We start from the raw sequence: 25,995 nt of genomic DNA on the forward strand, positions 1-25,995 counted from the left end.
GGCGTCAGGTCGCCTTGTAGACACCTTCGGGCAGGTCGAGCGCTGCGGTCAGGTCCCGCCATTGTTCGGGCGACAGTCTGACTGATACGACCTGATCGGTGCGCGCATCATATTGATTTAGCAGGATAACACTTTCCGTTGCATGGACGGTGACGTCTTCCTGCAAGGGGGCGGTTCCGTCATCAACAAGCGTCACGACGGTCGCATCAAATTCATGCTCAATGGTAAACATGTCACCAGACTACGTTCTGATACAGGTTTTGCAAGTCTCACAAGGCCGCGAGCGGGGACTGGTTGTCAGCGTGAATGATGCTAATATGTTTCCCAGCAGGGTCGTTGTGAAACAGGGGTACGTTCTGATGCGCAAGATTGGTTTATTTGCCGTTATCGCGCTGGTGTGTGCCGGGTGCACCGTCTCGACCCAGCCCGGCCCGTCTGCCCCACCGGCGCAGACGCCGGCCCGCACGGATCCTCTGCCCGCATCCGATACGATGCGCAACTTCAGGAACGTGGTGCGAACCGTTGAACCGGTTGCCGAGCGCGAATGCCGGGCCCGGACGTCACGGGTGAACTGTGATTTCAAAATTCTGGTAGATGAACGCCCGGATCAACCGCCCAATGCGTTTCAGACCATTGATCAGTCAGGCCGCCCGATTATCGCCTTTACGGTGCAGTTGATCGCCGATGCGCGCAATCAGGATGAGCTGGCTTTTGTGCTCGGCCATGAAGCCGCGCACCATATTTCGGGCCATATCGGACGCCAGCAACAAAACGCCGTGGCAGGTGCCGTGATCGCGGGCAGCCTTGCGGTCTTGCTGGGCGGGGATGCCACCGCTGTGGAAGTTGCGCAGCAACGCGGCGCGCAGGTTGGCGCGCGCACTTATTCCAAGGATTTCGAACTGGAGGCGGATGCGCTTGGCACGGTGATTGCATCTCGCGCGGGCTATGATCCGGTGCGGGGTGCTGAGTTTTTTACGCGCATCCCCGATCCGGGCAACAAGTTTCTTGGCACCCATCCGCCCAATGCGCAGCGCATCGCCACCGTCAGACGGGTCGCTGCCGGTCTGTGATCACGCCGTCCCGCGCCTGAGCCGCCGCATGTACCAGCGGTAAATCAGCGGGGCGAGCATATGGTCATACGCGACACAGGCCAGCCAATGCACGCCGGGCAGGCCAACCAGTCGCGCCAGCCAGCGGTATCGTGGCATATCCTGCCACAGAACGATGAATGCAGGGATGCCTGCGAAAACCTCACCGTCTTTCATCACGTGGAGTTTGCGCGCGGCGGTGTCGGGGTCGATCCCCCATGCGGCGAGCCGGTCGCGGTCATTCAGGTCATCAAACGCGATCGGCAGAGCCTTGTTCCGGCTATACTGCGCATAATGGTTGATCTCATAGCTGCACACGGGGCAGGCCGCGTTGTACAGCACGGCGGTTTTATTGTCGTCGGTCTCGCTCATGCACCAGATGTAGGTGCCATCGCTGCATTGACCAAAGAGGCGGACAATTCACCGCAGGCCGGCGCGCCAGTATCACAGTTTGCTGTGTGAGCCGTCGCACATGGGGGCCTTGCTGGTCGCTTTGCAGCCGCAGAAAAACACCTTACGGTCTTCTTCGGCTTCGTATTTCATTGGCGCAAAGCCCGTGTCCTTGTGCGAGCCGTCACAAAATGGCTGTTTGGACGACTGACCGCAGGTGCACCAGAAATATGATTTACCGGCAATGACGTCGACCGGGTAGGGGGCGGTCTGGGCGATTTTGGGCGTGTCGGACATGGCTGGGTTCTCCTTGCTGTGTGCAAAAGATAGCGCAGCCGCGTCAAAGGCAAACTCCGCGGTTACGCCGATGGCGCAAGGCGTCCCCACAGGTCGTATTCACCTGCCTCATCGACCTCGACCGTGACGATGTCGCCCGGTTTCAAGCCATCGTGGCCGTCATCAATGAACAGGTTGCCGTCGATTTCCGGCGCATCGGCTTTGGTGCGGCAGGTGGCGGCATCAGCGTCCACCTCATCCACGATCACCTCAAGGCGCTGAGCGACTTTCGCGGCGAGTTTCGCTTCAGAGATGTCCTGCGACTTGGCCATGAACCGGTTCCAGCGGTCCTGCTTCACGTCCTCGGGCACATGATCCGGCAGCGCGTTTGAGCGTGCACCGGCGACGTTTTCATATTGAAAGCACCCGACCCGGTCCAGTTGCGCTTCGTCCAGCCAGTCAAGAAGGGTCTGAAACTCTTCCTCCGTTTCGCCGGGATAGCCCACGATAAAGGTCGAGCGCAGCGTCAGGTCCGGACAAATCGCGCGCCAAGCCGCGATTTCATCCAGCGTTTTTGCAGCAGCGGCAGGGCGTGCCATGCGGCGCAACACATCCGGATGAGCGTGCTGAAAGGGGATGTCCAGATAGGGCAGCACCAAACCGTCCGCCATCAGCGGGATCAACTGGCGCACATGGGGGTAGGGATAGACGTAATGCAGCCGAACCCATGCCCCCAGCGATCCGAGGTCGCGTGCAAGGTCGGTGATGTGGGCGCGGTGCCCGCGCTCCTCGGCGTGTTTGATGTCCACGCCAAAGGCCGATGTGTCCTGACTGATGACCAGCAGTTCCCTGACGCCGTTGTCGACCAGCTTTTCCGCTTCCCGCATCACCGCATGGGCCGGACGGCTGGCCAGACGCCCGCGCATGTCAGGGATGATGCAGAATTTGCACTTGTGATTGCAGCCCTCGGAAATCTTCAGATAGCTGAAATGGCGCGGTGTCAGGCTGACCGCCGTTGCAGGCAAGAGATCAACAAAAGGGTCCGGGCTGGGCGGCACGGCGGCATGCACCGCATCCAGCACCTGTTCGTATTGTTGCGGGCCGGTCACTGCCAGCACCTTTGGGTGCGCCCCTGTGATGTACTCGGGCTCAGCGCCCAGACAGCCCGTGACGATCACCCGGCCGTTCTCATTTAGCGCTTCCCCGATGGCAGAAAGCGATTCCGCCTTGGCGCTGTCCAGAAATCCGCAGGTATTCACGATGACCGCATCCGCCCCATCATAATCCGGTGATATGCCGTAGCCTTCCGCGCGCAATCGCGTCAAAATGCGTTCACTGTCGACAAGTGCTTTGGGGCAGCCGAGGCTGACCATGCCGATTGTCGGCTGTCCGGGACGGTCCGGTTGCGTCAGCCGGGCTTTGGGCGCAAGATCGGGGCGCAGGTCTGGTGGGTTTGTGCTCATGATCTGCGCTATACTGCAGTTGTCAGAGGCTTGAAAGGCCTTGCGTTGGCGCGGGAGTGTGCGGGATGAAATGGGTTTTTCGTTTTTTCGGGCTGATCTTTGCCCTTGTGGTTTTGCTGGTCGTGACGGTGTTTTTTCTGCCAGCGGACCGGCTGGCGCGCATCGCGACGGAGCAGCTGTCGGCGACCACGGGTCGGGATGTTGCAATCAACGGTGATGTGGCGCTGACCTTTTGGCCTGTTTTGGGCGTCAGCGCCAATGATCTGGAGGTCGGCAATGCAGCATGGGCCGAACAGGGGCCGATGCTGCAGGCGGCAAATGCTGCGATTGGCGTTGACGTTATGGCACTGCTGCGCGGTGACATCCGAATAACAAATGTCGAGGCACACAGCCCGACCATCCGGCTCGAACAGCGCCTTGACGGGCGGGCCAGCTGGGAATTTACGAACGCCGAAGACACCGCGCAGATCACAACATCGACCGATGCGAGCACCGATGCACCCGCCGCCATGGCAGATGAAAGCCGCACGATCAGCATCGAACGGCTGAGCGTTACAAATGCCACCTTGGTCTATGACGCCGAAGGCAGCGATCTGGTGACTTTGGCTGGTGTCGATCTGGCGCTTGATTGGCCGGACCCGGGCGGCCCTGCCGAAATCTCGGCCACAGTCCGGCCAGCGGACGTGCCGGTCCGCATCGCGGCGCAAATCGAGGGCTTTGGCGATTTCATCGCGGGAGAGACGCGCGGCGTCAATGCCACCGTGGCGGTGCCGTCGGGAGAATTGAGCCTCGACGGGCGTGCCAGCACAGCCGGGGCTGTCGCGGGCGCCGTCAGTTTCAGTGCCGGTAACACCGAAGCGTTTCTGGCCGCGCTTGGTCTTCCGGGTATTGCACTGCCGCCCAAACTCGGGGCGCAGATCGACATGCGCACGGACCTGACCCTGACGCCGGATCGGCAGTTGGCACTGCGTGATCTGGTCCTTGATCTGCATGGCAACCGGTTGACAGGTGCCGCCGATGTTTCCCTGAACGGCACCCCGAATGTGAATGTGCAATTGGCGGCGGGTGATCTTGATCTGCGCCCGGTGCAGACTGCCTCGGGTTCTTCGGGATCCTCTGTTGGGCAATCCGGTGCTGAACCGGCCTCTGACGGATGGTCGAAATCCCCGATTGATGCCAGCGCACTGGCCTCTTTTAACGGTGATATTGCCTTGAGCGCGAACAGCATTGATCTGGGGCAATTCAAGCTGGGCACGACGCAAACCGTATTGCGCAACGACAATTCGCGCATGGTGTTCGAACTGCGTCAGGTCAGCGCCTATGGCGGGCAGGTCACAGGTGAATTCGTGGTCAATAACCGCAGTGGCCTGTCGGTGGGCGGCCGGATGAATGTCGCGGGGATGCAGATGCAACCCCTGCTCAAGGATGCGGTTGAATTTGATCGGCTGACGGGTCAGGGCGATGTGCAACTGTCCTTTCTCGGGGCGGGCAATTCCGTGCACGCCATTATGAATTCGCTGTCTGGAAACGGCGGTTTGAACATCGCACGCGGCACGATTGAGGGGATCAACCTTGATCAACTGCTGCGCGGGGGTGCCTCCAGCGGCACAACGATTTTCGATGATCTGTCGGCCACATGGAACATCAAGGACGGGGTTTTGCGCAACGATGACCTGTTATTGCAGTTGAAAAACTACAGCGCCTCCGGCGAGGGTCAGATCGGGTTGGGCAAGCGCACACTCAATTACACGGTGACACCGATTGCCCTGCGCGCCAACTCCGGGAATGGCGTGGCCATTCCGGTGCGGTTTCGCGGACCATGGTCGGACGTGTCCATCACACCGGACCTTGAGGCGGCGCTTGATCTGAACCTTGATCAGGAGCGCAGAGACCTTGAGGATCGCGCCAAAAGCGAAGTGTCAGAGCGCCTTGGCATCAAGCAGGAGGAGGGAAAATCCACTGAAGATGCCATCAAGGACAAAGTCAAAGACGAATTGCTGCGCAAACTGTTCGACTAGAGCGTCTGGCGACATACTTGAAAATCACGTAACGCGTTGGAATCCCTGATTTCAGGCAGCGTTGCGTGATCCATGTTTTGGGCATGCCGCTTTAGATCACGACCGGTCTGGCCTTGGCCAGCGCATCAAATTGCATCAACGTCTCGATCAGGTCCGGCATCTGGTCGAGGTATATCATATTGGGCCCGTCCGAGGGCGAGGCGTCCGGGTTTTCATGCGTTTCAATGAAGACGGCGGCAACACCAATGGCGACCGCCGCCCGCGCCATCACGGGTGCAAATTCGCGCTGACCGCCCGATGATCCACCCTTGCCGCCCGGTTGCTGCACCGAATGTGTCGCATCCATCACCACCGGATAGCCGGTTTGCGCCATCTGGGGCAGGGCGCGCATGTCAGCCACCAGCGTGTTATAGCCAAAGGACGTCCCACGCTCGGTCAGCAAGATACGGGTGTTGCCGGTGCTTTCGATCTTGGTCGTGATGTTCGACATCTCCCAGGGGGCCAGAAACTGTCCCTTTTTGACGTTGACCGCAGCCCCGGTTTGACCCGCCGCCAGCAGCATATCGGTCTGGCGGCACAAAAACGCCGGGATTTGCAAGATATCGACGGCTTGGGCGGCTGGCGCGCATTGTCCCTCATTGTGCACATCGGTCAGGACGGGCACATCAATTGCCTGTCCCACCGATTGCAAGATCTTGAGGCCCTCATCCATGCCGGGGCCGCGAATGCCGGACAGTGACGTCCGGTTTGCCTTGTCGTATGAGGCCTTGAACACATATTGCGCGCCGGCCTTGTCGCAGGCCTCTTTCATGCGGCCTGCGATCATCTGGGCGTGATCCGCGCTTTCCAACTGGCAAGGGCCTGCGATCACGGTCAGGGGGCGGTCGTTACCGATCACAAGATCGCCGACGGGAACATGTGTCATGTCAAGAAGTTACCTGTTCTGTGAGAATTGATGCTGTCAGAAAGACCATCAGGCAGTTTCCGGTAAAGATCAAGAAGGCGCGCGTCGTGTTGCCAAAGCTGCGCGGATAGCGCGCCTCCTGCGGGGCGTCAGGGCGTGTTCGCCAAGGCTTGTGTTGCCCTTCTGCGCGTTGAACATGTGGTGGTGCCTGATCGAAACGCATCGAGGCTTGCGCCGACCCACCCTCGCGCTATTGCGCGCCCAATCCGTTCATACGAGCCCCCGCCTGGTCGATGAGGGCTGCGCTGACCTGCTCCCCGGTCTGCAGGCCCCAGCATTCGGTTGAATGTGGGGACATCTCATGTATTGCTGACATACGCCAAAATTCAGCCTGCGGCCTTTGAAACTGCTGAACTGGGAATGGATGCAACAGGATTTTGATACGCTCACGCGTCAGATGCGGGCTTGCAGGCTATGCAACGACCTGCCGCTTGGTCCAAATCCTATTTTTCAACTGGATGAACGCGCAAAGATCCTGATCGTTGGCCAGGCACCCGGTCGCATCACGCATTTGAAAAATCGCCCGTTTGATGATCCTTCCGGGGATCGTTTGCGGGGCTGGCTCGGGATTGAGAAATCTGCTTTCTACGGGGATCCGCGGATTGGCATTTTTCCAATGGGACTCTGCTTCCCTGGCTCAGGGCCTTCAGGCGATAAACCACCACCGGACATTTGTGCAATGACTTGGCGTGAGAAGACAATGCGCGCTCTGAAACATGTCGAATTGACCCTGGTTTTGGGGGCCTACGCCATCGCGTGGCATTTGCCGCACCTCAGCCGACAGAGTGTTGTACAAGCGGTCAGGCACGCGTCTGACGGTGAGGATCGAATGTTCGTCCTGCCCCACCCAAGCCCGCGCAACAACAGATGGCTCAAGCAAAACCCTTGGTTTGAAGCGGATGTGGTGCCAAGAATCCGGCAAAACGTAAGGCGCAGTCTGAGGGAAGCAGAGGGCAGATAACCAACTGTCGTCCGGTTAGTTTGGCAAGAACAAGATCATATCAATCGGATCGCCGGATTATGGATAGCTTGCAGGTCATCAACCTGCGTCATTGCGGGCCGTTTCGTGTCTGGCCGCGATCTGCCCCGCCGCGGAAACAGGCACGAACGGGCCAGGACATGCGACCGCTGCACCGCCACACGAGGGGTTTGCCCTGAACAAGGCATCTGCGGTTCGGCTGGTGGATCACAGTTGGAAAGATCGCAATGGGGATATCTTTGTCTTGCCCCAACCAAGCAGGCGCAATACGGGATGGCGCAAGAGAAACCCATGGTTCGCACAAGAGCTGCTGGCTCGTCCGCGATCGCGTTTAAAGGATGTTCTGCATGACCGATCTGACCCCTCTGGACAAGGCCCATGCGCTGATGCTTGCGGATGAGGAAAATGATCAGGCGCGGTTGGGGTTTTACGAACGACTGGCAGAGAGTGAGTTGTTCCTGATGCTGGCCGAAGACCTCAACGCGGAGGATGACGCGGTCTCGCCCGAAATATTCGAACTGGAGGGCGCAAAATACGTGCTGGTGTTCGACCGCGAAGAGCGTCTGGCCGGTTTTGCCGGGCAGGTGACGCCTTACATCGCCGTGTCCGGTCGCACCATCGCGGGGATGCTGGCAGGGCAGGGGATCGGGCTTGGTGTCAATCTGGACGTGGCCCCGTCGTCAATTCTATTGGCGGATGCGGCGGTGGACTGGTTGCACCAGACATTGGGCAACGCACCCGATGAGGTTGAGGAAAAGATCGCTGAACTCTCGCCTCCCAAAGGCCTGCCGGAATCCCTGATCAAGGCGCTCGACACAAAGCTTGCCACCGCCATGGGGCTTGCAACTTGCGCCTATCTTGTCGGTGTGCGTTTTGCGAAGGGACGCCAAAGTCATATGCTGGGGTTTGTCGATGCACTGCCACAGGCCGAAGGGGCGCTCGCCAGTGCAGCCGCCGAGGCGCTGACCTTTTCGGGTATCGAGGCAGGAGCGATGGATGTTGCCTTTTTCCTGAGCACGGACCCGGTGACGGCCAGAATGGAGCGGGTGGGCCTGCGGTTTGACCTGCCTCAGTTGCAAAACTCCGTAACACAAACCCGCCCAGCCCCCGGCTCAGACCCCGATAATCCGCCCAAACTGAAATAATTCGGCCAAGTGAAGCGCGAATTCTCACGAAACGATCACGCGAACAGCCCATTTTTCACAAGCCTGAGAGGCGCGGGCCCAAGGGGTGCACCTGTGCGGGGCAAGCGGTTAAATCAGTTGACAGCGGTGCAAAAGCGCCCGTTGATGAAAAATGCCAGACTGGAGTATTCCGATGCGTTTCCCACTTAAGATGATCGCCGTTGCGGCAACTGCGATAACCCTTGCAACCTCCGCCTTCGCGGGCGAGCAATATATCGACCCGACAGGCTTTGCCGTGTCCGGGTATGATGTCGTTGCCTATTTCGACCTCGATCAGGCACCCGTTGGTCAGGACCAGCCTGCCGCAGTGCCGGGGAACAAGAACATCACGTCCACCTATAACGGGGCGACATTCGCGTTCTCCAGCGAAGCCAACAAAGCGCGCTTTGATGCGGACCCCGCCGCCTTTGCGCCGCAATATGACGGGCATTGCGCCTATGGTGTTTCCAAGGGCGGAAAGGTTCCCGGCAACCCGGAACTGTGGCGCATTGTGGATGGGAAGCTCTATCTGAACATCACGGACAATGTCGTGGGCTTCTGGGAAGAGGATATTCCCGGCAACCTGACCCTGTCTGAAAACAACTGGGTGAGCCTTGAGCCCGCCGCCGCGTCTGATCGTGCGATACCGCAGTTCAGCAGCGCTGCTCCCGTGAACTGATGGGCCAGCTCGATCCGATCGAACAAAGCCAAAAATCCCCGTTGCGCATGTCGCGGCGGGGATTGCTCGTTCTTGCTGTTGCGGGCGTGGCGACGGGCGGTGCCGTTGCTGCACAGTGGTTCAACATCCTCGCCGAAAACGGCGAGGCCGCGCTGAGCGCCCCGGATGTGCATCAGGCCGCCCTCAGCGGTGAGGTTGTTCTGGTTGATATCCGGCGGCCTGAAGAATGGGCGCATACCGGTATCGGTCAGGGTGCCGTGCCCATAGACATGCGCCGCCCGGATTTTGTAGATGCGCTGCTCGCTGCGACCCAAGGGGACAAAGCGCGCCCTGTCGCCTTGATCTGCGCGCGGGGTGTCAGATCACGCCACATGTCAGAACAACTGGCCGCCGCGGGCTTTACGCGCATTATTGACGTGCCCGAGGGGATGCTGGGATCTGGCGCAGGCCCGGGATGGTTGAAACGTGGCTTGCCGGTGGTGGTGGCGCAATAGAGCGTCTGACGGAAAGTCTGAAACGTAAAGTATCACGTAACGCGTTGAAATCCTTAATTTCAGGCAGCGTTACGTGGTTCAGCTTTTCCGCATGACGCTTTGGCGCTATTCCGCCGCGTGATGGGGCCGGTCAAGAACCGCCAGAAGCTGTAGCCGTTTACGCCGGGCATTCTGCACGATGCCCGGTTCGCGCAGCGTGAGCGGGCTGTGCATGCGCAGCGGGCCCGGCAGATACCGCGCGACGGGCAAGGCACTGGCAGCAGACAGCGGTACGGCCAACAGCAGGCTGGCGGCAATCGGGATCAGCCACAGGGACACCAGACCCGACAAAAGACCCGCCGTCAGCACGAGACCGATGACTGTTTCCATCCAGTGAAACCGCAACAGGTCCCTGAGCGGATAGGCCGTCGCCGTGCGGTTCTGTGCCGCCCATGTCATCTCGCGCCCGATAGCCGTGCGCACGACAGCGCGCGTTTGCTGGATCATCAGGATCGGGGCGTAGGCGATGGACAAGAACACCTCGACCCCAAAGGCCGACAGGAAGGCACGTCGCCCCCCATAAAGACGCGTGGCCTTGGGATGCGTGGCGATGATGCCGGCCCCCACCAGTTTGGGGGTGAGCAGCATGGCATACATGATCACCAGAAAGACTGCGGAATCGATGTGGCTCATGGCGGGCGGCCAGTCGGGAAACAGCGGATTGGCCTCGTTGAAGTAGCGGATCACATTGGTATCGCGGTCCTTGCCCAGCAAAGACCACACGATGAGCAGCACGAACCATGCGGGTGACAGCAAATAACTGACCGCGCCGTGCAGCAGGTGGAACCGTGAGACAGGGTGCAGCCCGGCAGTGCCCAGCAGCCGCAGGTGTTGCAGGTTGCCCCGACACCAGCGTTGATCGCGCAGCACATAATCGATCAGCGTGCCGGGCGTCTCTTCAAAGCTGCCGGTCAGGCGCGGCATGAAACGCACACGCCAGCCTGCGCGCCGCAAAAGGCCCGCTTCGACGAAATCATGGCTGAATATCAGGTCTGAACGTCCCCCCCGGCGCGCCAGACGTGGCAACCCGGCGCAGGCAGCGAAAGCGCGGGTGCGAATGATCGCGTTGTGGCCCCAGTAATTGCCCTCAGTTCTCGCCCAGTTGGCCAGACCTTCGGACATCAACCAGCCATAGGCGATGTTTGAAAACTGCTGCAGGCGCGCAAAAAGCGTCTCCGCTCCGATCAGAACCGGGCATGTCTGGATCAACGCGGCCTGCGGGTCCGCGCTGAGTTCATAGGCGAGGCGGTCGATGGCCTGTCCCGTCATCAGACTATCCGCGTCCAGCACAACCATCGCGTCATGCGCCGCACCCCAGCCCGTGATCCAGTCCATCAGATTGCCGACTTTCTTGTCGGTGTTCTCGGCCCGGCGGCGGTAATACACACCGATGCCCGCAGGGGCCGTGGCTTGCAGCAGGCCATAGGCGCGCTCTTCCCGCGCAGCGGTTTGTGGGTCGCGCGTGTCGGACAGGATGAACAACGTATAACGGTGGTGGGCTTTCTGGCGGGCCAGATCATCCAGCATCGCCGCCGCGTTGCCGAAAACATCGCTGGTGGCTTCGTTGTAGATCGGCATCAGCAAGGCAACATCCATGGGCGCTGCGTCCCTTTTGACACGCTGCGCGTCACTGGCGCGCGCCAACAGGCCAGCAAGGGCGATGCCAATCGTGCTGACTGAGAGGCTGACCCATATGAACGTCAGGCCAATCAGGCTGAGCAGGAACCATTCAAGGCCCGCCATGCCGGTTTCCGAAAACCATCCGTAGATGCCGCGCATCAACAGCACGGTGCCGATCAATGCGGGCACGAAAAGCGCAAGACGCCAGTAGAATGAGGTTCCGGATCGGTCCGGCGCAGGCGCATGGTGGACCGGCTGGCGGCCAAAGTCCTGCGCGATCATCTCAAGCGGGGCGCGCCGGGGCATTGCCATGAAGGCGGTTTTGCCGTTGTCGCTCATGCGCGTGTCCAGCGATAAAGCCAGATTTCTGTGAAAGGCGCGTCCTGCAGGCGCAACTGGGCACGGAATTCCACCAGATCGGCTTCTTGCGGGTCAAAAGTGAAGGCAAGGCGGGGTCCGCCGGTCTCCGGATTGCGCTGCACGAGTCCTTGCGACACCTCACCGGTGCTGCTGCGCAAGACAATATCAAGCTGGCTCAGGTCTTCGGGCACATCTTCGCGTCCCTCAAAGTCGATGGCGACGACAATTCCGCCTTCCGGTCGCGCGCCCATCGCCGTGTCCCTGACGCGCAGCGGCATGCCTGTCCGGGGGGCAGGATCATCGGCCCAGTCCAGACGGTAGGACATCTTGTGGCTTTCGCCCGCAGGAAGCGGCGCAGCGGGGCGCCAATAGGACACGATGTTGTCGTAGATTTCCAGATCGGCGGGGATTTCCACCAGCGTGACCGCCCCCGGCCCCCAGCCCTCACCGGGCGTGACCCAAAGCGCGGGGCGGTTGTGATAAAGCGCTTCAAGATCGGCAAAATCGCTGAAGGCACGCGCCCGCTGCATGAGGCCAAAGCCGCGCGGGTTATTGTCGACAAAGGCGCTGATCTGCAGGTTCTTGGGGTTGGCGAGCGGACGCCAGATGGTTTCGCCGGCGCCGTTATGGATCATCAGGCCATCGCTGTCATGCACAGCGGGGCGAAAATCGGAAAACCGCTCGCGCATCGTGGCATCAAAGAGAAACATGGATGTCAGAGGCGCGATCCCAATGTGGGTCAGCGTTTCGCGGGCGAAAATCTCGGCCTCGACCTGCATGGTCAGTGTCTCACCATGGGTGATGACAAAGCGGTAGGCCCCGGTGCAACTTGGACCATCCAGCAGCGCGTGCAACACCACGTCCGGCGCACCGGGTTGCGGCGTTTCCAGCCAGAAGGCGGTGAAATCGGGAAACTCCTCGCCCTCGGGGTCGGCGGTTTTCAAGGCCAGACCCCGTGCGGACAGCCCGTATGTCTCGCCCGTGCCGATGCCGCGAAAATAGCTGGCGCCCTGAAAAACCGCGTATTCCTGAAAGATGCCGGGTTGTTCCAGTTCGGCGCGCAGCCGCAGGCCCGAATAGCCCAGCGTCTCGTCAATCTCCACGTCGGGAAATTTGTCCGTGCTGTCAAAGACACCCATGTCGAATTGCAAGGGCCGTGCAGTGCCGTTTTCCACGACATTGATCTCGACCGGTTGCGGGAAATAGAGACCGGGGGGAAAGACATCAACCCGTTGCGGGCGATCCGTGTTTTCCCAAAGCGCGTTGCGCCCGTCAAACCAGATCTTGCGATATTGATCATAGCTGAGGTTGCGCCAGCTTTCCGGGATCAGCGGGCGCGGGGCATAGGGTTTTTCCGCCAGCGCCTTGGCCCGCGCCGTCACCATCTGCGCGTCGAATGCGGTCGCGGCACCGGTTTGCAGCCCGGGTTCCTGCGCCGCCAGAACGGTCGGGCGCAAGGTGGCCACGGCCACCAGTGATTTGAGAAGCTCTCGACGCAGCATTAACGCACCGCCTTTTTGCGCCAGGGCTGGGATTTGAACCATCCCACCCCATAGGCGACCCCGATGAGGATGGCAAAACCCGCCAGATTGACGATGACCTGGTTGAACAGGGAGTTGCGCCCCAATGTGTCCAGCGCCACGCCAAGCAGACGGGCCGTGAACATGGAGGTGATGAAAACGGCCAGCGACTGCTGCCCGACTTTCATGATGACGGCAAGGATGCGACGCCACGCTTCGGCCAGCACCCCACCTGTCTGCGGCGGCAAAATGCGCCGCCCCGCCTCGCCCACGGCGATCCAGCACAGATAGGCAAGGGCGAGGAAATGCACATAACGCAAGACGCCGAAATCCGATTTGTTGATCAGGAAATTGTATTCCTTGCGCCATTCACGCACCTCGGGCAATTGCCGGGTGATGCGGAAATAGGCCAGCGGGATGATCACAAGTACGATCACCCCGGCCACGATCACCAACAGTTTGCGACGCGGGGGCGGGGGTATCCAACCCGCCATGAAGGCAAAGCCGGTGAAGAACACCAGTTGCCAGCCAAAGGGGTTGAAAAACCAATGCCGCTGCGACCAAGGCTCTGCCGGAAGGGCCAAGGCATCAATCTGCGCCCCGAACCAGACACCGACGATCAGCGCGCCCGCCAGGGCGGGATGAGCGCGGTGGCAGGCAATCACCAGCGGCATCATGGCCAAGACCACGAGGTACATCGGCAAAATGTCAAAGTAATTGGGCACATAGGTCAGCGTCAGCAATCCCAGCAGGTTTTCCTCGGGCCGGTTGAAAAACGGGTAGAGGTTCAACTGCCCAACATAGTCGCGCTCAAAAAGTTCCGTGCTGTTCAGAAAGACCATCGTGCCCGCGATGGCGAAAAACAGCGCGATATGCGCCCAATAGACTTGCCAGCAGCGAAACGCGACCCGTGCCGCGCCCATCAACAGGCCCTGATCGCGAAACACAGCCCCGAAGGCGATGGCAGAGGCCATGCCCGAACAAAAGACAAAAACCTCGGTGGCATCCGAAAAGCCAAAGCGCGCAGGAATCCACAGCGTCAGCCAGTTGCCCGGCGTATGGGCAATCAGGATGATGAACATCACGATACCGCGGAAAAAGTCGAGGCGCGGGTCGCGGATACGCTGACCAGCCTGCGCATGTTTGCGCGCGGCCGCGTCGTCGCGCGCGGCAGAGATGTTGGAGGCATCGGCAAGTGTCATGGCGCGTCTTTATGTCGTCTGTTGAGATTTGTCATCAGGGCGGCGCTTTTATTGGGCAGGGATCCGCCGGGCGTCCTCAATGGCTGCCAGACGCGTTTTGCTGAACCTGTCTGCTTGTCCGGCCCGCTGTTTCAGGCGCGCGCGCAGGATCCGTTCTGTCTGCTCATAGCGTCCGGCGCGCAGCCCGGCATCAATGGTCAAACGTTCGAAAACATCGCGCTGTGCGTGGCTGCCGCCAATGGTTTGCATGTTTGGACGTGCTGCGGCGAGATCACTGAAAGCGGCCTCATAGCGCCCTTCGGCAAAGGCATTCAGTCCTGATGCCGCCGCCACACCGGGATCGGCATAGCGCAGGGACATTTCCCCGTCACAGCGCGCGTCACGCGCAAATCGTGCGGCCATGGCGCGTTGTGCCTCCGGGCGGGCCGCACCGGCCAGCGCCAGCATATAATGCAGATCGGCAAAGACGACGCAGCCATCCTCGGTGCGGCGTTCGGCGATATCGGCCAGTTCGGCCCAGCGGGGGCCAACGTCCATTCCCTCCAACTCAAGGCGCAGCAAAAGCGACGTTGCATTGGATATGTCCCGGTAATCATCGGTCTTGTCCGATCTGACCTGCGCGTCATAAAGGCCCAGTGCCACGTCGAACTCGCCGCGATCCATATGCAGGAGCGCCTTGTGCCACCACACGTGATATCTGAAGTTGTTGCAATGATCCCAGGCAGCGGTATTGCCTTCGATCAGATCGATGCCCAGATCCGGGCGCGCGGTCATATCGAAAACATGCGCCACGGCGTGCAGGCCCCAGGCATCATCGGGCGCAAGTTCAAGCCCGGCGCGACCGGCCTCTTCGGCGCGGTCATACTCGCCGGTCTCTTCCAGCGTGAAGGCGTGGCACCCAAGGATAAAACCGCGCAGCGGGTGATCCGCATCATGCGCGGCCAGAACCCGTTCGATGGACCGGCGCATGCCAGGGGCGTCGCCCATGATGAACCGGATCCCATGGCTGACCTTTGCCGATAGCGTATCAGTCGGATAAGTACGCATCGCGCGTTCCATCGCGCCAACAGCGTCAGAGGGTCGCCCGGCCAGCCACGCGTCAAGCGCGTCTACCCATGCGCGGTCTCGCGGGGTTTTGGCGTCGCACATGCGGGCGGCCTGCAGCGCTTCCCGCGCCGTCTGAACCAATTCGCGTCGCCCCATCATGAGCGAAAAAATCCCCCGCGCCGCATGACCCATGGCGAAATCGGGCTCTGCCGTCATGACGGCACCAAGATAGGTCGGTGTTGCAGTTCCGTGGGCCAAAAAGGCGCGGATCATGCCGTTCCAGTCCTCGACCGCTTCGGGGGTCGACAGGGACACCGGGCTTTGGCAAATATCGAAATTCATTGAAAACGCACCTTTTTACACATGTCGCATTCTGTTTATCGAAAAACTGCACGGTGCGAAGGGGTCGCGCAAAAGTTACACGCCAACGTGAATGCATGTGTGGAAAAACGATGAATGTTTCACAGTTTCAGGCGATCAACATCATGATTTCAGCGGAATTCTGCGCATCAACTGTTTCATGTCTTTCAGGTCTTGTCGTCGGACAGGCCGAATTCGCGCAACACCGCTTCGGTGTCTTGGCCAAAACGCGGCGGCGGCCGGTCATACCGCACGGGCGTGCGTGACAGCTTCAGCGGGTTGCCCAACAGCCGCACAGCGCCGCCCTCGACACCCGGCGCTGCCATTTCCTGAACGACACCGCGCGCCTGTGCCTGATCGGAATGAAGCGCCTCTGCAACCGTATTGATCGGCCCCACGGGCACCTTGACGGCGTTCAGACGGGCAATGAGATCCGCCTTGGTGATGCGGGACAGTCGATCTGCGATCTGCGGGATCAGCACATCGCGGTTTTCAATGCGTGCAAGGTTCGTGTTGAAGCGCGCATCGGCTGCCATCTCCGGGCAGCCCAGCACATCGCAGAACCGCGCAAATTGCGCGTCATTGCCCACGGCAACCAGCACATGCCCGTCGCAACAGGCAAAGGCTTCGTAGGGGACAATGTTGGGATGCGCATTACCGCGGCGCACCGGCAGTTTTCCGGAGGTGAGATAGTTGGTCCCCTCATTGATCAGCCACGCCATCTGCGCATCGACAAGAGAGAGGTCTATGTGCTGCCCCTCGCCGGTGGCATCGCGGTGTCGCAGGGCCGCCAATATGCCGATGGTGGCATACATGCCGCACATGACATCGGCGATCCCGACGCCAACCTTCATCGGCTGGCCGTCAGGTTCCCCCGTCAGGGACATGATGCCGCCATAGCCCTGCGCCATCAGGTCATAGCCCGGCTGATCCCTGTTCGGCCCGGTTTGCCCAAAGCCGGAGATTGAGCAATAGACCAGCGCCGGATGCGCGGCACAAAGCGTCGCATGATCCAGCCCGTATTTTTTCAGACCACCGGGTTTGTAGTTTTCGATCACCACATCCGCCCGCGCCGCCAGCTTTTGGACAATCGCCTGTCCATCCGGGGTCGAGAGATCAACGCTTACCGATTGTTTGTTGCGGTTTGCGGCCATGAAATAGGCCGAAAGGTCCGTGCGCGTGCCGTCCTCGTTCAGCGCATAGTTCGGCCCCCATCCGCGTGTGTCATCGCCCCCCGTTTTGGGGTTCTCGATCTTTATCACCGTCGCGCCCAGATCCCCGAGCAGCTGCGTGGCTGTCGGCCCGGCGAGAATGCGGCTGAGGTCGAGCACGACAAGACCATCGAGCGCGCCAGCAGTTTCAGATTCGACCGTCATAGGACCCCCGTTCGATTTTGGCGGCGATCACGGTAAACGTTTCTGCCGAAAGTGCTGTTTCAAGCGCGTCGCGTAGCTCTGCGCGGTTGTGGACTGTGACCCCGGCACCGCCGAAGGCGCGTCCGATGGCCGCGAAATCATGCTCAGCAAAATCCACGCCGTTGTTGCCGAACTGGCGGGCGCGTTGCTTGAGCTCGATCAGGGCGAGGGAGGCATCGACGAAAACCACAAAGATCGTGCGCAGCCCCAGTTCGGCGGCAGTCGACAACTCTCCGGCGACCATCAGGAACCCCGCATCCCCGGAAAACGACACCACCGGCGTGTCCGTCGTGGCCAGCGTCGCGCCCATGGCCAGCGGGACTGCGCAGCCCATCGTGCAAAGGGCAGAGGATTGGATCAGGCCGCGCGGCGCATGGCAGTGCCACATCTGGCTGAGCAGAATGCGATGCGCGCCACTGTCGGCTGTTGCAATGGTCTTTCGCGGCAGGGTGGTGCGGCAGGTGTCGATGACAGCAGCCGGGCCCCAGTCATCATCCCTCGGGAAAGCCGCCGCCAGCGCTGCCTTGGTCGCTGCAGGTGCTTGGTCGGGCCAAGTGGCGGCCGGCGTGGTCCCTGCGGACAGCGCCTCAAGCGTCGCCGCGCAATCCGCGATGATGTTCAGGCTGGCCTGATGCATGTAGTGGTGATTCGGTGCGGCCGTTATGTCGATGATGTTCTGCGTTTGCGGCGTCCAGATGTCGCGCCAGCCGGTGCGCATCTCGATCGGGTCATAGCCCACACAAAGGATCAGATCAGCGGCATTGAGCAGTGGCACCAGATGCTTATCCGCCAGCGGCGACAGACCCGCACCGCCAAGGGCCAGCGGGTGATCCTCCGGGATGATGCCTTTGGCCTTATAGGTCGTGATCACCGGCGCGCCGAAGCGCTCGGCAAACTGCAACAGCGTCGCGCCGCAGCCTTGGTTCATGGCATCAACGCCCGCGACGATGATCGGGCGTCTGGCAGCGGTCAGCCACGCGCGCGCCTGTTCCAGATCAGCGCCGGCGGGGGCTGTTGGTGCGGCAGGCTGGCGGTCTGGGGGGGCGTTTGCGGGCACAAGGCTGTCGGCGACGGAGATCGGCACGTCAATATGCACCGGGCCGGGGCGCCCTTCGGTTGCGATGGCCACGGCTTTGTCCGCGATGATATGCGCCGCACCCGGAACAAGCGAAAAGCTGGCTTTGGTGATGGGTCGAAAGACGGCCTGCTGGTCAAGAACCTGATGCGTGTAGCTTTGCGCCTCATCCGCGTCCACGGCACCGGCCAGAACGATCAGCGGCACGCGGTCCTGATGTGCATTCGCAACCGCATTCACACCGTTCAGGGCACCAGGACCAACCGTCGCCACCAGAATGCCCGGCGCGCCGGTCTGATGATACACACCCTCGGCCATGAAAGCTGCTGCATTCTCATGCTTGGCGAGGATAAAGGTGATGCCCGCTGTCTCAAGCGCATCCACCAGCGTCAGAACTTCGCCGCCCGGCATGCCAAAGGCGTATCGACAGCCCGCCCGGTACAATCTTTGCGCAACCGCGTCTGCGGCGCGGATTTGGGTTTTGGTGCTCACGCTGGTTGTCTTTCCGTCGTTGTTGCCAACGGTTCATACCTGACCCGAAGCCACGCGCAACTCACCTTTGCGTTTTCGATATTTCAGGAGGGTGGCGCTGGCGCTTTGCCACCGGCCGTATCAGCGGCGGCGGTCCCGGCGCGACGACATCGGCTGAAAGGCAACGCCCACATGCGCCTCGCAATAGGGTTTGCCCTGCTGCACCGTCAGGCCGCAAAACCAGAAATCGTCGGTCGCAGGGTCGCCGACGGGCCATTTGCAGGTCCGTTCGGTCAACTCCATCAGCGTCAGCTTTTTCGCTTTCTTCTCGATGGCCGACACCTTGGCGAGGGCCTCCGGGCTGATTTCATTGGCGGACGGTTGCGGCGGCAGGGGCTGGCCTGCGGGGATAATCTGTTTGCGGGAGGGCAGGGGCTTGGGCGTCGCCGGTTCGGGGGCCGCTTGTGCCGCCGGTTCTGCCGGTTTTGGCGCGGGCTTGGGCTTGGCCTCGGCTTTTGGCGCGGCCTTGGCTTTGGTCTCGGTCTTCGTGCCGGTCGTGGCGCGGTTTGACAGACCCAGCCTGTGCACTTTGCCGATCACGGCGTTACGGGTCACACCGCCCAGTTCCTTGGCGATCTGACTTGCGGACTGGCCTTCGCCCCACATTTTCTTGAGCAGTTCAACCCGTTCGTCTGTCCAGGACATCAGCATTCCCCAATTCAAAAGGCGGCCCAAGGATCAGGACCGCCACCGTGTCAGCGTAGTCCTCTATTCTAGAGACTGGACCCGGAGATACAAGCCGCGAACGTCCTTTCATCAGGCTTAAACCGCGTTATGTGGGCATAAATCGCGAGTAGGACACAAATTCCGCTTTGCAAAATGGAAGCGGTGCCCTAAACCGCCCGTATGTTGATGTTGAAAAATATCCCCTTGCGACGAGCATCCCGACGCCACGGCTGATGCCGGATTTACGTGACTGCACGTCTTTGCGTGCACTGACACCAACTGAAAACCCTTAAACATTATTGACCTGTGTCCCCGGCTCATGCACGTTCCGCGCTCTGGCCTGAGATACCTACCTGAGGATGATCCGATGATCCCCACACTACTGCCGACCTATGCCCGTGCCCCCCTGAGCTTTGTAAAAGGCGAAGGTTCCTGGTTGATCGAGGCGGATGGGCGATGCTTTCTGGATCTGGCGGCGGGGATTGCGGTCACGGCTCTGGGGCACGCGCATCCCAAGCTGGTCAAGGCGCTCAGCGATCAGGCAGAGGCCCTGTGGCATACCTCGAACCTCTATCAGATCCCGCAACAGCAAGACCTCGCCGACAGGCTGACTGACCTGACCTTTGCCGATACGGTCTTTTTCACCAACTCGGGCACCGAGGCTTGCGAATTGGCCGTCAAGATGGCGCGCAAATACTGGAATGACAAAGGCCAGCCGGAGAAATCGCAGATACTGGCCTTTTCAGGGTCGTTTCACGGGCGCTCCGCCGCCGGGATCGCCGCGGCGGGGTCGGAGAAGATGACCAAGGGCTTTGGCCCGCTCTTGCCCGGTTTCACGCATTTGGACTTTGGCGATCACGATGCGCTGAATGCCGCGTTTGACGAGACCACAGCGGCGGTTATCATCGAACCCGTTCAGGGGGAGGGCGGCATTCGCCCCGTGCCGGATCAATGCCTCAAGGGCTTGCGCGATCTGTGTGACACCCATGGTGTTTTGCTGATCTTTGACGAAGTGCAATGCGGCGTGGCGCGCACGGGGCGGCTTTTTGCACATGAATGGGCCGGGGTGACACCGGACATCATGATGGTCGCCAAAGGCATCGGCGGCGGGTTTCCCATTGGCGCGGTGCTGGCCACCGAAGAGGCCGCCAGCGGCATGACGCTGGGCACGCATGGGTCGACCTATGGCGGTAATCCGCTCGGTTGCGCGGTGGGTTGCGCGGTGCTGGATCACGTTGCCGATCCTGCGTTTTTGGCGGATGTGGCGCGCAAGGGCGCCTTGATGCGCCAGCGGCTTGAGGGGCTCGTGGCGGAGCATCCGGAGGTCTTTGACAGCGTGCGCGGCGCGGGTCTGATGCTGGGCATCAAATGCCGTGCGACCAACTCGGATGTTGTGGCGGCGGGGTATGAGGAGTTGATCCTGACGGTCCCTGCCGCTGACAATGTGGTGCGCCTGTTGCCGCCGCTTACAATTTCGGACGATGAAATATCGGAGGCCATTGCGCGTCTTGATGCCGCCGCGCGTCGTGTCTCAACGGCCTGAACCTCGAACCTTTAGTATGCAGGGCGCGACAGTCGCCCGCCTTGAGCAGAGAAAATATAATGAACCACTTTCTCGACATCCACCTGACGGACCCTGCGGATTTGCGCGAAATCATTGATCAGGCCGCCATCATGAAAAGCGCGCGCAAAGGTCGCCCGCGTGGGGCCCCGGATGACACGCAACCGCTGAAAGATCGCATCGTTGCGCTGATTTTCGAAAAACCGTCCACCCGAACCCGCGTGTCTTTTGACGTCGGCGTGCGGCAGATGGGGGGGCAGACGATGGTCCTCTCTGGCGCCGACATGCAGTTGGGTCACGGCGAAACAATCGCCGACACGGCCCGCGTGCTGAGCCGCTATGTCGACCTGATCATGATCCGCACCTTTGATGAGGCTGTGCTGACCGAGATGGCCGAGTTTGCGACTGTCCCGGTGATCAACGGTCTGACGGATCGCACGCACCCCTGCCAGATCATGGCCGATATCCTCACCTTTGAAGAGCACCGCGGCCCGATTGCGGGCAAGAAGGTGGTCTGGTCCGGGGATGGCAACAATGTCTGCGCGTCGTTTCTGCATGCCGCCGGGCAATTCGGCTTTGATCTGACCTTTACCGGTCCGCAAACGCTCGACCCGGATGCGGAGTTCGTCGAACTCGCCCGGTCAAAAGGGGTGAATGTCGCGGTGGAACGTGACCCGGCCAAGGCGGTCGAGGGCGCCGATCTCGTGGTCACGGATACGTGGGTTTCCATGCATGACGCGCAATCGGCGCGTGAACGCCGCCACAATCAGCTCAGGCCCTACCGCGTGGATGCGGCGCTGATGTCGCGGGCCAAGCCGGAAGCCTTGTTCATGCATTGCCTGCCGGCCCATCGCGACGATGAGGCCACATCCGAGGTGATGGACGGGCCGCAGTCGGTGATCTTTGACGAAGCGGAAAACAGGTTGCACGCGCAAAAAGCCATCATGCGGTGGTGTCTGGCTGTCTAGAGCGTCTGACGAAATACCTGAAACATCAAGTATCACGTAACGCGTTGAAATCTTTGATTTCAGGCAGCGTTGCGTGCTTCAGATTTTTCGCATGACGCTTTGGCATCTCACCGGCGGCGCGGTTTGGCCCGCAGTGTCGGGTCGGCTGCGGTCGGGTCTTCGGGCCAGGGGTGTTTGGGGTATTGGCCGCGCATATCCTTGCGCACATCCGCATAGGAGGAGGCCCAGAACCCCGGCAGGTCTTCGGTCACCTGCACGGCGCGTTGGGCAGGCGACAGCAGCGTGACCTGCACCGGTGTTCCGGCAACGCTGGGGTGCTGCGTAACGCCAAACATTTCTTGCAGGCGGACGGCGATGCGGGGTTGCGCCCCTTCGTAGTCTATGGCGATCTTGCGGCCCAGTGGCGTTATGAAATGCGCGGGCACGGCGCGGTCCAATGCCTGCATCCGATCCCAGCCCAGATGCGCCTGCAGGGCGGATGTGATGTCAAAGCCGCGCCAGTCGCTGGCTGTTTTGACACCGCTCAGATAGGGCAGCAGCCATGTTTCGACCGTGTCCATCAGATGTGGTTCGCTCAGGTCGGGGAAATCCGCGTGTTCCCGGCGCATCAACGCCGCGCGCGCCATGAGCCGCTCGGCAGGTTTGCTTGGCAACAGGCCCAATTGGCGCACACCTTCCAACATGGCGCGGGCGATGTCCTGCGCCGGTGCGTCACGCCAAACCCGGTTGTCCAGCACCAGCGCGCCGAACCGCTCCTGCTGGCGTGCTTCAACCCGGTTTTCGCGACGCGACCACTGGCAAACATCGTGCCATGCGATCTGATCTGCGAAGGTGTCGCGCAGGTTTTGCTCGGACAGGGCTGCGGCTTGGCGAATGCGCGCCTCGCGCGGATCGCCATCCAGATCGGTCGCGATGATCAATCGCGTCTGCGCGAGGGGGTCGCCGTCCGGCAGGCGCGCACCCTTGCCCCCTGCGAGGATGTATCGCGGGGCGTCTCCGGCGCGGCGCAGGCCGATGCGATCCGGATAGGCAAGAGCCGCCAGTACAGCGATGTCGTCCGGCCCATCGCCCTGCGTGTTGCGGGAGAGCCGCCTGGCTTCCTGCCGGATGCGCTGGATGGTTGCGCGATGCGGCTCAAACCCATGTGCGCGTTGAAAGGCGGCCGGGTCACGCAGGGCTTCAAAGCGCAGCGTGAGATCACAGGGCGCACCGCGCAGCACGTCACGTTCCGCAAGCATCGCCGCCAGCAAGGGCGCGTTCTGCCCCCCGAGCGCGACCATATGCGCCAACCGCGGATGCAGCGGCACCTGCGCGAGGGCGCGCCCATGCGCGCTCACCCGGCCCCTGGTATCCAGCGCGTTCAACATGCGCAGCACCGCATGCGCCTCCGCCAACCGCCCGGCGTGCGGCGGTGACACAAAGCGCAACGCGTCCGGGCTGCTGCCCCAGATCGCCACCTCAAGGGCAAAACCGGTCAGATCGCCGACGTCGATCTCAGCAGGAGGAAAGGTCGCCAATGCGCCGTCTTCGCCCCTGGTCCATAGTTTGTAACAGGCACCGGGGGCGAGGCGACCGGCGCGTCCCGCGCGCTGGCGTGCCTCGGCCTTGGACACTTTTGTCGTCACCAGTCTGGCCATGCCGGATGCCGCATCAAAAACCGCGCGCCGCGACAGGCCCGCATCCACAACCACGCGTATCCCTTCGATGGTGAGCGAGGTTTCCGCAATCGCAGTGGCCAGAACCACCTTTCGCCCCTCCTTGCAGGGCGCGATGGCGGCGCGCTGGTCCTTGAAATCCATGGCGCCGTAAAGCGGCTGGAGGGTTGTATCGCCCGTCACATGGTCTTTCAGCGCCGCCAATGTACGTCTGATTTCCCCCTCACCGGGCAGAAAGGCCAGCACGCTGCCTTCTTCCTCATTCAATGCCTGCAGGATCAGATCGGCAGTGGCCGCCTCCAGCCTCCGGGTTTTGCCGATGGGCCGGGGCAGCCAGTGTTCGGTCACGGGATAACTGCGCCCTTGCGATGTGAGAACCGGCGCGCCCATCAGATCCGCCACCGGGGCTGCATCGAGCGTTGCAGACATCACCACCAGCAGCAGGTCATCGCGCAGCGCCTCTGCCACTTCCAGACATAGGGCAAGGCCCAGATCCGCATTGAGCGAGCGTTCGTGGAATTCGTCAAATATCACGGCACCCACGCCGGGCAGTTCCGGATCGCTTTGCAGCATACGCGTCAGGATGCCTTCGGTCACGACCTCGATCTGCGTGTCCTTACTGACCTTCGACTGGCCCTTGATCCGGTATCCGACACGACCGCCCAAGGGCTCGCCCAGCGTTTGCGCCATACGTTCGGCAGCGGCGCGGGCGGCCAGCCGCCGGGGTTCCAGCATCAGGATACGCCCGCGCGTCAGGCCCGCAGACAGGATCGCCAGCGGAACACGGGTCGTTTTGCCCGCACCGGGCGGGGCCTGCAGAACCACGCGTTTGTCACGGCCCAACGCGTCTATAACCGCAGGTAAAATCGCATCAATTGGCAAAGAAAAGGACATGTGGCCTCTTAGCCCATGGGTGCAGGCGCGCCAAGCACTGGACATTTCCCGGCGGCTGCCGGAAAACCATCGGGGAACAAAAGGGCAGGGCATATGGAGACGGCGCAGCTGGCGGCAGGCATCATAAAGGGCGAACGTCGTGCCTTGGCGCGGGGAATCACCCTGGTGGAAAGTGCGCGCGAGGATCACCGGGTGCAGGCCAGCGCCCTGTTGCAGCACCTGCCCCGGGACCGGCAGGCGCTGCGTATCGGGCTGTCGGGCACGCCGGGCGTCGGAAAATCCACCTTTGTCGAAAGCTTTGGCATGATGCTGGTGGAAAAGGGCCTGCGGGTCGCCGTTCTGGCGGTTGATCCGTCATCGTCCCGCTCGGGCGGGTCGATCCTTGGGGATAAAACACGGATGGACCGGCTGGCCCGTGCGCCCAACGCCTTCATCCGCCCCTCGCCGAGCCAGACGCACCTTGGTGGCGTGGCGCGGCGCACGCGCGAGGCGGTTGCGTTGTGCGAGGCGGCGGGGTTTGATGTGGTTTTGATCGAAACCGTGGGCGTGGGGCAATCCGAAACCGTGGTTGCGGAAATTTCCGATCTCTTTCTGCTCTTGCTGGCCCCGGCGGGCGGGGATGAATTGCAGGGCGTCAAACGCGGAATCATGGAGATCGCGGATATGATTCTGATCAACAAGGCGGACGGGGATCTCAAGCCTGCGGCAACGCGGACCTGTGCGGATTATGCGGGGGCCTTGCGGCTTTTGCGCAAGCGGCCACAGGATCCCGATGGATTTCCCAAGGCGGCCATGGTGTCGGCCCTCAACAGCATAGGTCTGGCCGATGTCTGGGGCGATATCGAAACGCTGACCGCATGGCGGCGCGCGCAGGGGTTTTGGGACCGCACCCGCGCTGCTCAGGCGCGCTACTGGTTTGGTCAGGACGTGCGCAACGCCCTGCTTGAACAGTTGGAAACCCCGAAGGCACGCGCGGCCTTGCAGTCCTTTGGCGACAAGGTCGCAGCTGGTGAGATGCCCCCTTCTGTCGCCGCACAGTCGTTTTTGCAGGGTCTTGAGCGGCGCGAGGGATCAAAGTCGTGATTTTGCGCCCGGCTTGGGTTGACCGGACGTGCGATTCCCACTAAAGCCAGCGAACGAATTTCCGGGGTTCGGCGTGACGCCAGCCCCTTTGTCGTTTACCGGACCGCCGGTGCGACCTGTAAAAAAGGATGATCTCATGTCGCGCGTATGCGAATTGACCGGAAAAGGCCCGATGACTGGCAACAACGTCAGCCACGCCAACAACAAGACACGTCGGCGCTTTCTGCCGAACCTGAATGATGTGACCCTGCAGTCCGAAGCATTGGGCCGTGGGTTCAAGTTCCGCATTTCCGCCGCGGCACTGCGCACCGTGGATCACCGGGGCGGGTTGGATAAATTCATGGCGAAGGCCAAGGACAGCGACCTGTCCGCTAACGCCCTGAAAGTAAAAAAAGCGATCAGCAAAGCATCCGATGGTGCCGAAGCGCTGAGCTAAGCCTGCGTGCAAGAAGTCTTGTAAGGGCTCCGACCTGAAAAGGTCGGGG

The 25,995-nt window shown here is 61.2% G+C and carries 23 protein-coding genes; 10 read left to right on the plus strand and 13 right to left on the minus strand.

All coding sequences use genetic code 11. The features are described from left to right. Positions 1-4 precede the first annotated feature (4 nt). On the minus strand, positions 5-232 hold the full coding sequence (locus RD1_RS07650; RefSeq protein ID WP_011567900.1) for a hypothetical protein: 228 nt from the start codon (positions 230-232) through the stop codon (positions 5-7). Between the two features lie 127 nt (positions 233-359). On the opposite strand from RD1_RS07650, the gene RD1_RS07655 reads away from it, so the two are divergent. Beyond that, entirely contained in the window at positions 360-1,070 is a 711-nt protein-coding gene (locus RD1_RS07655) for a M48 family metallopeptidase (RefSeq protein ID WP_011567901.1), read from the plus strand. Here RD1_RS07655 and RD1_RS07660 read toward each other — a convergent pair whose 3' ends face one another. The 3 genes from RD1_RS07660 to rimO form a co-directional block, all read right to left on the minus strand. Further along, on the minus strand, positions 1,071-1,460 hold the full coding sequence (locus tag RD1_RS07660; RefSeq protein ID WP_011567902.1) for a thiol-disulfide oxidoreductase DCC family protein: 390 nt from the start codon (positions 1,458-1,460) through the stop codon (positions 1,071-1,073). It abuts the gene before it with no gap. Between the two features lie 72 nt (positions 1,461-1,532). Next, positions 1,533-1,775, minus strand: coding sequence for a CDGSH iron-sulfur domain-containing protein (locus RD1_RS07665; RefSeq protein WP_011567903.1), 243 nt, complete (start codon positions 1,773-1,775; stop codon positions 1,533-1,535). A 62-nt stretch (positions 1,776-1,837) separates the two neighbouring features. Then, complete coding sequence (rimO, locus tag RD1_RS07670) at positions 1,838-3,217, minus strand: 30S ribosomal protein S12 methylthiotransferase RimO (protein WP_011567904.1); 1,380 nt, start codon at positions 3,215-3,217, stop codon at positions 1,838-1,840. Between the two features lie 65 nt (positions 3,218-3,282). Here rimO and RD1_RS07675 point away from each other — a divergent pair, with 65 nt between their 5' ends. Further along, a complete protein-coding gene (locus tag RD1_RS07675; RefSeq protein WP_011567905.1) occupies positions 3,283-5,235 on the plus strand; it encodes an AsmA family protein in 1,953 nt (650 codons plus the stop codon). Between the two features lie 91 nt (positions 5,236-5,326). Here the strand turns inward: RD1_RS07675 and kdsA are convergent, their stop codons facing one another. Continuing rightward, positions 5,327-6,160: a 3-deoxy-8-phosphooctulonate synthase gene (gene kdsA / locus RD1_RS07680; protein ID WP_011567906.1), complete on the minus strand. Its 834-nt coding sequence runs from the start codon at positions 6,158-6,160 to the stop codon at positions 5,327-5,329. Positions 6,161-6,539: 379 nt separating this feature from the next. On the opposite strand from kdsA, the gene RD1_RS07690 reads away from it, so the two are divergent. The 4 genes from RD1_RS07690 (at position 6,540) to RD1_RS07705 (ending at position 9,514) form a co-directional block, all read left to right on the plus strand. Further along, the gene (locus RD1_RS07690) at positions 6,540-7,160 is read left to right on the plus strand and encodes a uracil-DNA glycosylase family protein (protein WP_245897229.1); all 621 of its coding nucleotides are present in this window, start codon (positions 6,540-6,542) and stop codon (positions 7,158-7,160) included. Positions 7,161-7,525: 365 nt separating this feature from the next. Then, positions 7,526-8,323 carry an SseB family protein gene (locus RD1_RS07695; RefSeq protein ID WP_044033384.1) on the plus strand — a complete coding sequence of 266 codons (798 nt, stop codon included), beginning with the start codon at positions 7,526-7,528 and terminating at the stop codon, positions 8,321-8,323. Positions 8,324-8,495: 172 nt separating this feature from the next. Continuing rightward, complete coding sequence (locus RD1_RS07700; protein WP_011567910.1) at positions 8,496-9,020, plus strand: YHS domain-containing (seleno)protein; 525 nt, start codon at positions 8,496-8,498, stop codon at positions 9,018-9,020. Beyond that, positions 9,020-9,514 carry a rhodanese-like domain-containing protein gene (locus RD1_RS07705; RefSeq protein ID WP_011567911.1) on the plus strand — a complete coding sequence of 165 codons (495 nt, stop codon included), beginning with the start codon at positions 9,020-9,022 and terminating at the stop codon, positions 9,512-9,514. Before RD1_RS07700 ends, RD1_RS07705 begins: the two co-directional genes overlap by 1 nt. A 105-nt stretch (positions 9,515-9,619) precedes the next feature. On the opposite strand, the gene mdoH is transcribed toward RD1_RS07705, so the two are convergent. The 7 genes from mdoH to RD1_RS07740 all read right to left on the minus strand — a co-directional run bounded on the left by mdoH (position 9,620) and on the right by RD1_RS07740 (position 19,328). Further along, a complete protein-coding gene (mdoH, locus tag RD1_RS07710) occupies positions 9,620-11,512 on the minus strand; it encodes a glucans biosynthesis glucosyltransferase MdoH (RefSeq protein WP_011567913.1) in 1,893 nt (630 codons plus the stop codon). Beyond that, positions 11,509-13,035: a glucan biosynthesis protein gene (locus RD1_RS07715; RefSeq protein ID WP_011567914.1), complete on the minus strand. Its 1,527-nt coding sequence runs from the start codon at positions 13,033-13,035 to the stop codon at positions 11,509-11,511. Before RD1_RS07715 ends, mdoH begins: the two co-directional genes overlap by 4 nt. Continuing rightward, entirely contained in the window at positions 13,035-14,255 is a 1,221-nt protein-coding gene (locus tag RD1_RS07720) for an OpgC family protein (protein ID WP_011567915.1), read from the minus strand. The genes RD1_RS07715 and RD1_RS07720 overlap by 1 nt, the downstream gene beginning before the upstream one ends. A gap of 48 nt (positions 14,256-14,303) precedes the next feature. Continuing rightward, positions 14,304-15,644 (minus strand): tetratricopeptide repeat protein, encoded by a 1,341-nt coding sequence (locus RD1_RS07725; protein ID WP_011567916.1) that lies wholly within the window; start codon positions 15,642-15,644, stop codon positions 14,304-14,306. 185 nt (positions 15,645-15,829) lie between these two features. Then, positions 15,830-17,038: a CaiB/BaiF CoA transferase family protein gene (locus tag RD1_RS07730; protein ID WP_011567917.1), complete on the minus strand. Its 1,209-nt coding sequence runs from the start codon at positions 17,036-17,038 to the stop codon at positions 15,830-15,832. After that, complete coding sequence (locus RD1_RS07735) at positions 17,022-18,644, minus strand: thiamine pyrophosphate-binding protein (protein WP_011567918.1); 1,623 nt, start codon at positions 18,642-18,644, stop codon at positions 17,022-17,024. The genes RD1_RS07730 and RD1_RS07735 overlap by 17 nt, the downstream gene beginning before the upstream one ends. Before the next feature lie 120 nt (positions 18,645-18,764). Beyond that, positions 18,765-19,328: a GcrA family cell cycle regulator gene (locus RD1_RS07740; protein ID WP_011567919.1), complete on the minus strand. Its 564-nt coding sequence runs from the start codon at positions 19,326-19,328 to the stop codon at positions 18,765-18,767. 388 nt (positions 19,329-19,716) lie between these two features. Between RD1_RS07740 and RD1_RS07745 the strand changes: the two genes are divergently transcribed. Next, on the plus strand, positions 19,717-20,892 hold the full coding sequence (locus RD1_RS07745) for an aspartate aminotransferase family protein (RefSeq protein WP_011567920.1): 1,176 nt from the start codon (positions 19,717-19,719) through the stop codon (positions 20,890-20,892). A 59-nt stretch (positions 20,893-20,951) separates the two neighbouring features. After that, positions 20,952-21,878 carry an ornithine carbamoyltransferase gene (argF, locus tag RD1_RS07750; RefSeq protein WP_011567921.1) on the plus strand — a complete coding sequence of 309 codons (927 nt, stop codon included), beginning with the start codon at positions 20,952-20,954 and terminating at the stop codon, positions 21,876-21,878. 107 nt (positions 21,879-21,985) lie between these two features. Here the strand turns inward: argF and hrpB are convergent, their stop codons facing one another. Further along, positions 21,986-24,427 (minus strand): ATP-dependent helicase HrpB, encoded by a 2,442-nt coding sequence (gene hrpB, locus RD1_RS07755; RefSeq protein ID WP_011567922.1) that lies wholly within the window; start codon positions 24,425-24,427, stop codon positions 21,986-21,988. 93 nt (positions 24,428-24,520) lie between these two features. Here hrpB and meaB point away from each other — a divergent pair, with 93 nt between their 5' ends. Both meaB and rpmB read left to right on the plus strand, forming a co-directional pair. Further along, positions 24,521-25,510 carry a methylmalonyl Co-A mutase-associated GTPase MeaB gene (meaB, locus tag RD1_RS07760; protein WP_011567923.1) on the plus strand — a complete coding sequence of 330 codons (990 nt, stop codon included), beginning with the start codon at positions 24,521-24,523 and terminating at the stop codon, positions 25,508-25,510. 136 nt (positions 25,511-25,646) lie between these two features. Then, the gene (gene rpmB / locus RD1_RS07765) at positions 25,647-25,946 is read left to right on the plus strand and encodes a 50S ribosomal protein L28 (protein ID WP_044033385.1); all 300 of its coding nucleotides are present in this window, start codon (positions 25,647-25,649) and stop codon (positions 25,944-25,946) included. Positions 25,947-25,995: the final 49 nt, after the last annotated feature.

It is taken from the genome of Roseobacter denitrificans OCh 114, assembly GCF_000014045.1.
Lineage (GTDB): Bacteria > Pseudomonadota > Alphaproteobacteria > Rhodobacterales > Rhodobacteraceae > Roseobacter > Roseobacter denitrificans.

Excerpts from the sequence above, each read along its gene's own strand:
- kdsA (WP_011567906.1), bottom strand. The coding sequence starts at position 6,160 with ATGACACATGTTCCCGTCGGCGATCTTGTGATCGGTAACGACCGCCCC.
- RD1_RS07725 (WP_011567916.1), bottom strand. The coding sequence starts at position 15,644 with ATGAATTTCGATATTTGCCAAAGCCCGGTGTCCCTGTCGACCCCCGAA.
- RD1_RS07740 (WP_011567919.1), bottom strand. The coding sequence starts at position 19,328 with ATGTCCTGGACAGACGAACGGGTTGAACTGCTCAAGAAAATGTGGGGC.
- RD1_RS07705 (WP_011567911.1), top strand. The coding sequence starts at position 9,020 with ATGGGCCAGCTCGATCCGATCGAACAAAGCCAAAAATCCCCGTTGCGC.
- RD1_RS07660 (WP_011567902.1), bottom strand. The coding sequence starts at position 1,460 with ATGAGCGAGACCGACGACAATAAAACCGCCGTGCTGTACAACGCGGCC.
- meaB (WP_011567923.1), top strand. The coding sequence starts at position 24,521 with ATGGAGACGGCGCAGCTGGCGGCAGGCATCATAAAGGGCGAACGTCGT.
- rpmB (WP_044033385.1), top strand. The coding sequence starts at position 25,647 with ATGTCGCGCGTATGCGAATTGACCGGAAAAGGCCCGATGACTGGCAAC.
- RD1_RS07720 (WP_011567915.1), bottom strand. The coding sequence starts at position 14,255 with ATGACACTTGCCGATGCCTCCAACATCTCTGCCGCGCGCGACGACGCG.
- RD1_RS07730 (WP_011567917.1), bottom strand. The coding sequence starts at position 17,038 with ATGACGGTCGAATCTGAAACTGCTGGCGCGCTCGATGGTCTTGTCGTG.
- RD1_RS07665 (WP_011567903.1), bottom strand. The coding sequence starts at position 1,775 with ATGTCCGACACGCCCAAAATCGCCCAGACCGCCCCCTACCCGGTCGAC.
- hrpB (WP_011567922.1), bottom strand. The coding sequence starts at position 24,427 with ATGTCCTTTTCTTTGCCAATTGATGCGATTTTACCTGCGGTTATAGAC.
- RD1_RS07675 (WP_011567905.1), top strand. The coding sequence starts at position 3,283 with ATGAAATGGGTTTTTCGTTTTTTCGGGCTGATCTTTGCCCTTGTGGTT.
- RD1_RS07715 (WP_011567914.1), bottom strand. The coding sequence starts at position 13,035 with ATGCTGCGTCGAGAGCTTCTCAAATCACTGGTGGCCGTGGCCACCTTG.
- RD1_RS07655 (WP_011567901.1), top strand. The coding sequence starts at position 360 with ATGCGCAAGATTGGTTTATTTGCCGTTATCGCGCTGGTGTGTGCCGGG.
- RD1_RS07745 (WP_011567920.1), top strand. The coding sequence starts at position 19,717 with ATGATCCCCACACTACTGCCGACCTATGCCCGTGCCCCCCTGAGCTTT.
- RD1_RS07695 (WP_044033384.1), top strand. The coding sequence starts at position 7,526 with ATGACCGATCTGACCCCTCTGGACAAGGCCCATGCGCTGATGCTTGCG.
- RD1_RS07700 (WP_011567910.1), top strand. The coding sequence starts at position 8,496 with ATGCGTTTCCCACTTAAGATGATCGCCGTTGCGGCAACTGCGATAACC.
- rimO (WP_011567904.1), bottom strand. The coding sequence starts at position 3,217 with ATGAGCACAAACCCACCAGACCTGCGCCCCGATCTTGCGCCCAAAGCC.
- RD1_RS07650 (WP_011567900.1), bottom strand. The coding sequence starts at position 232 with ATGTTTACCATTGAGCATGAATTTGATGCGACCGTCGTGACGCTTGTT.
- mdoH (WP_011567913.1), bottom strand. The coding sequence starts at position 11,512 with ATGAGCGACAACGGCAAAACCGCCTTCATGGCAATGCCCCGGCGCGCC.
- argF (WP_011567921.1), top strand. The coding sequence starts at position 20,952 with ATGAACCACTTTCTCGACATCCACCTGACGGACCCTGCGGATTTGCGC.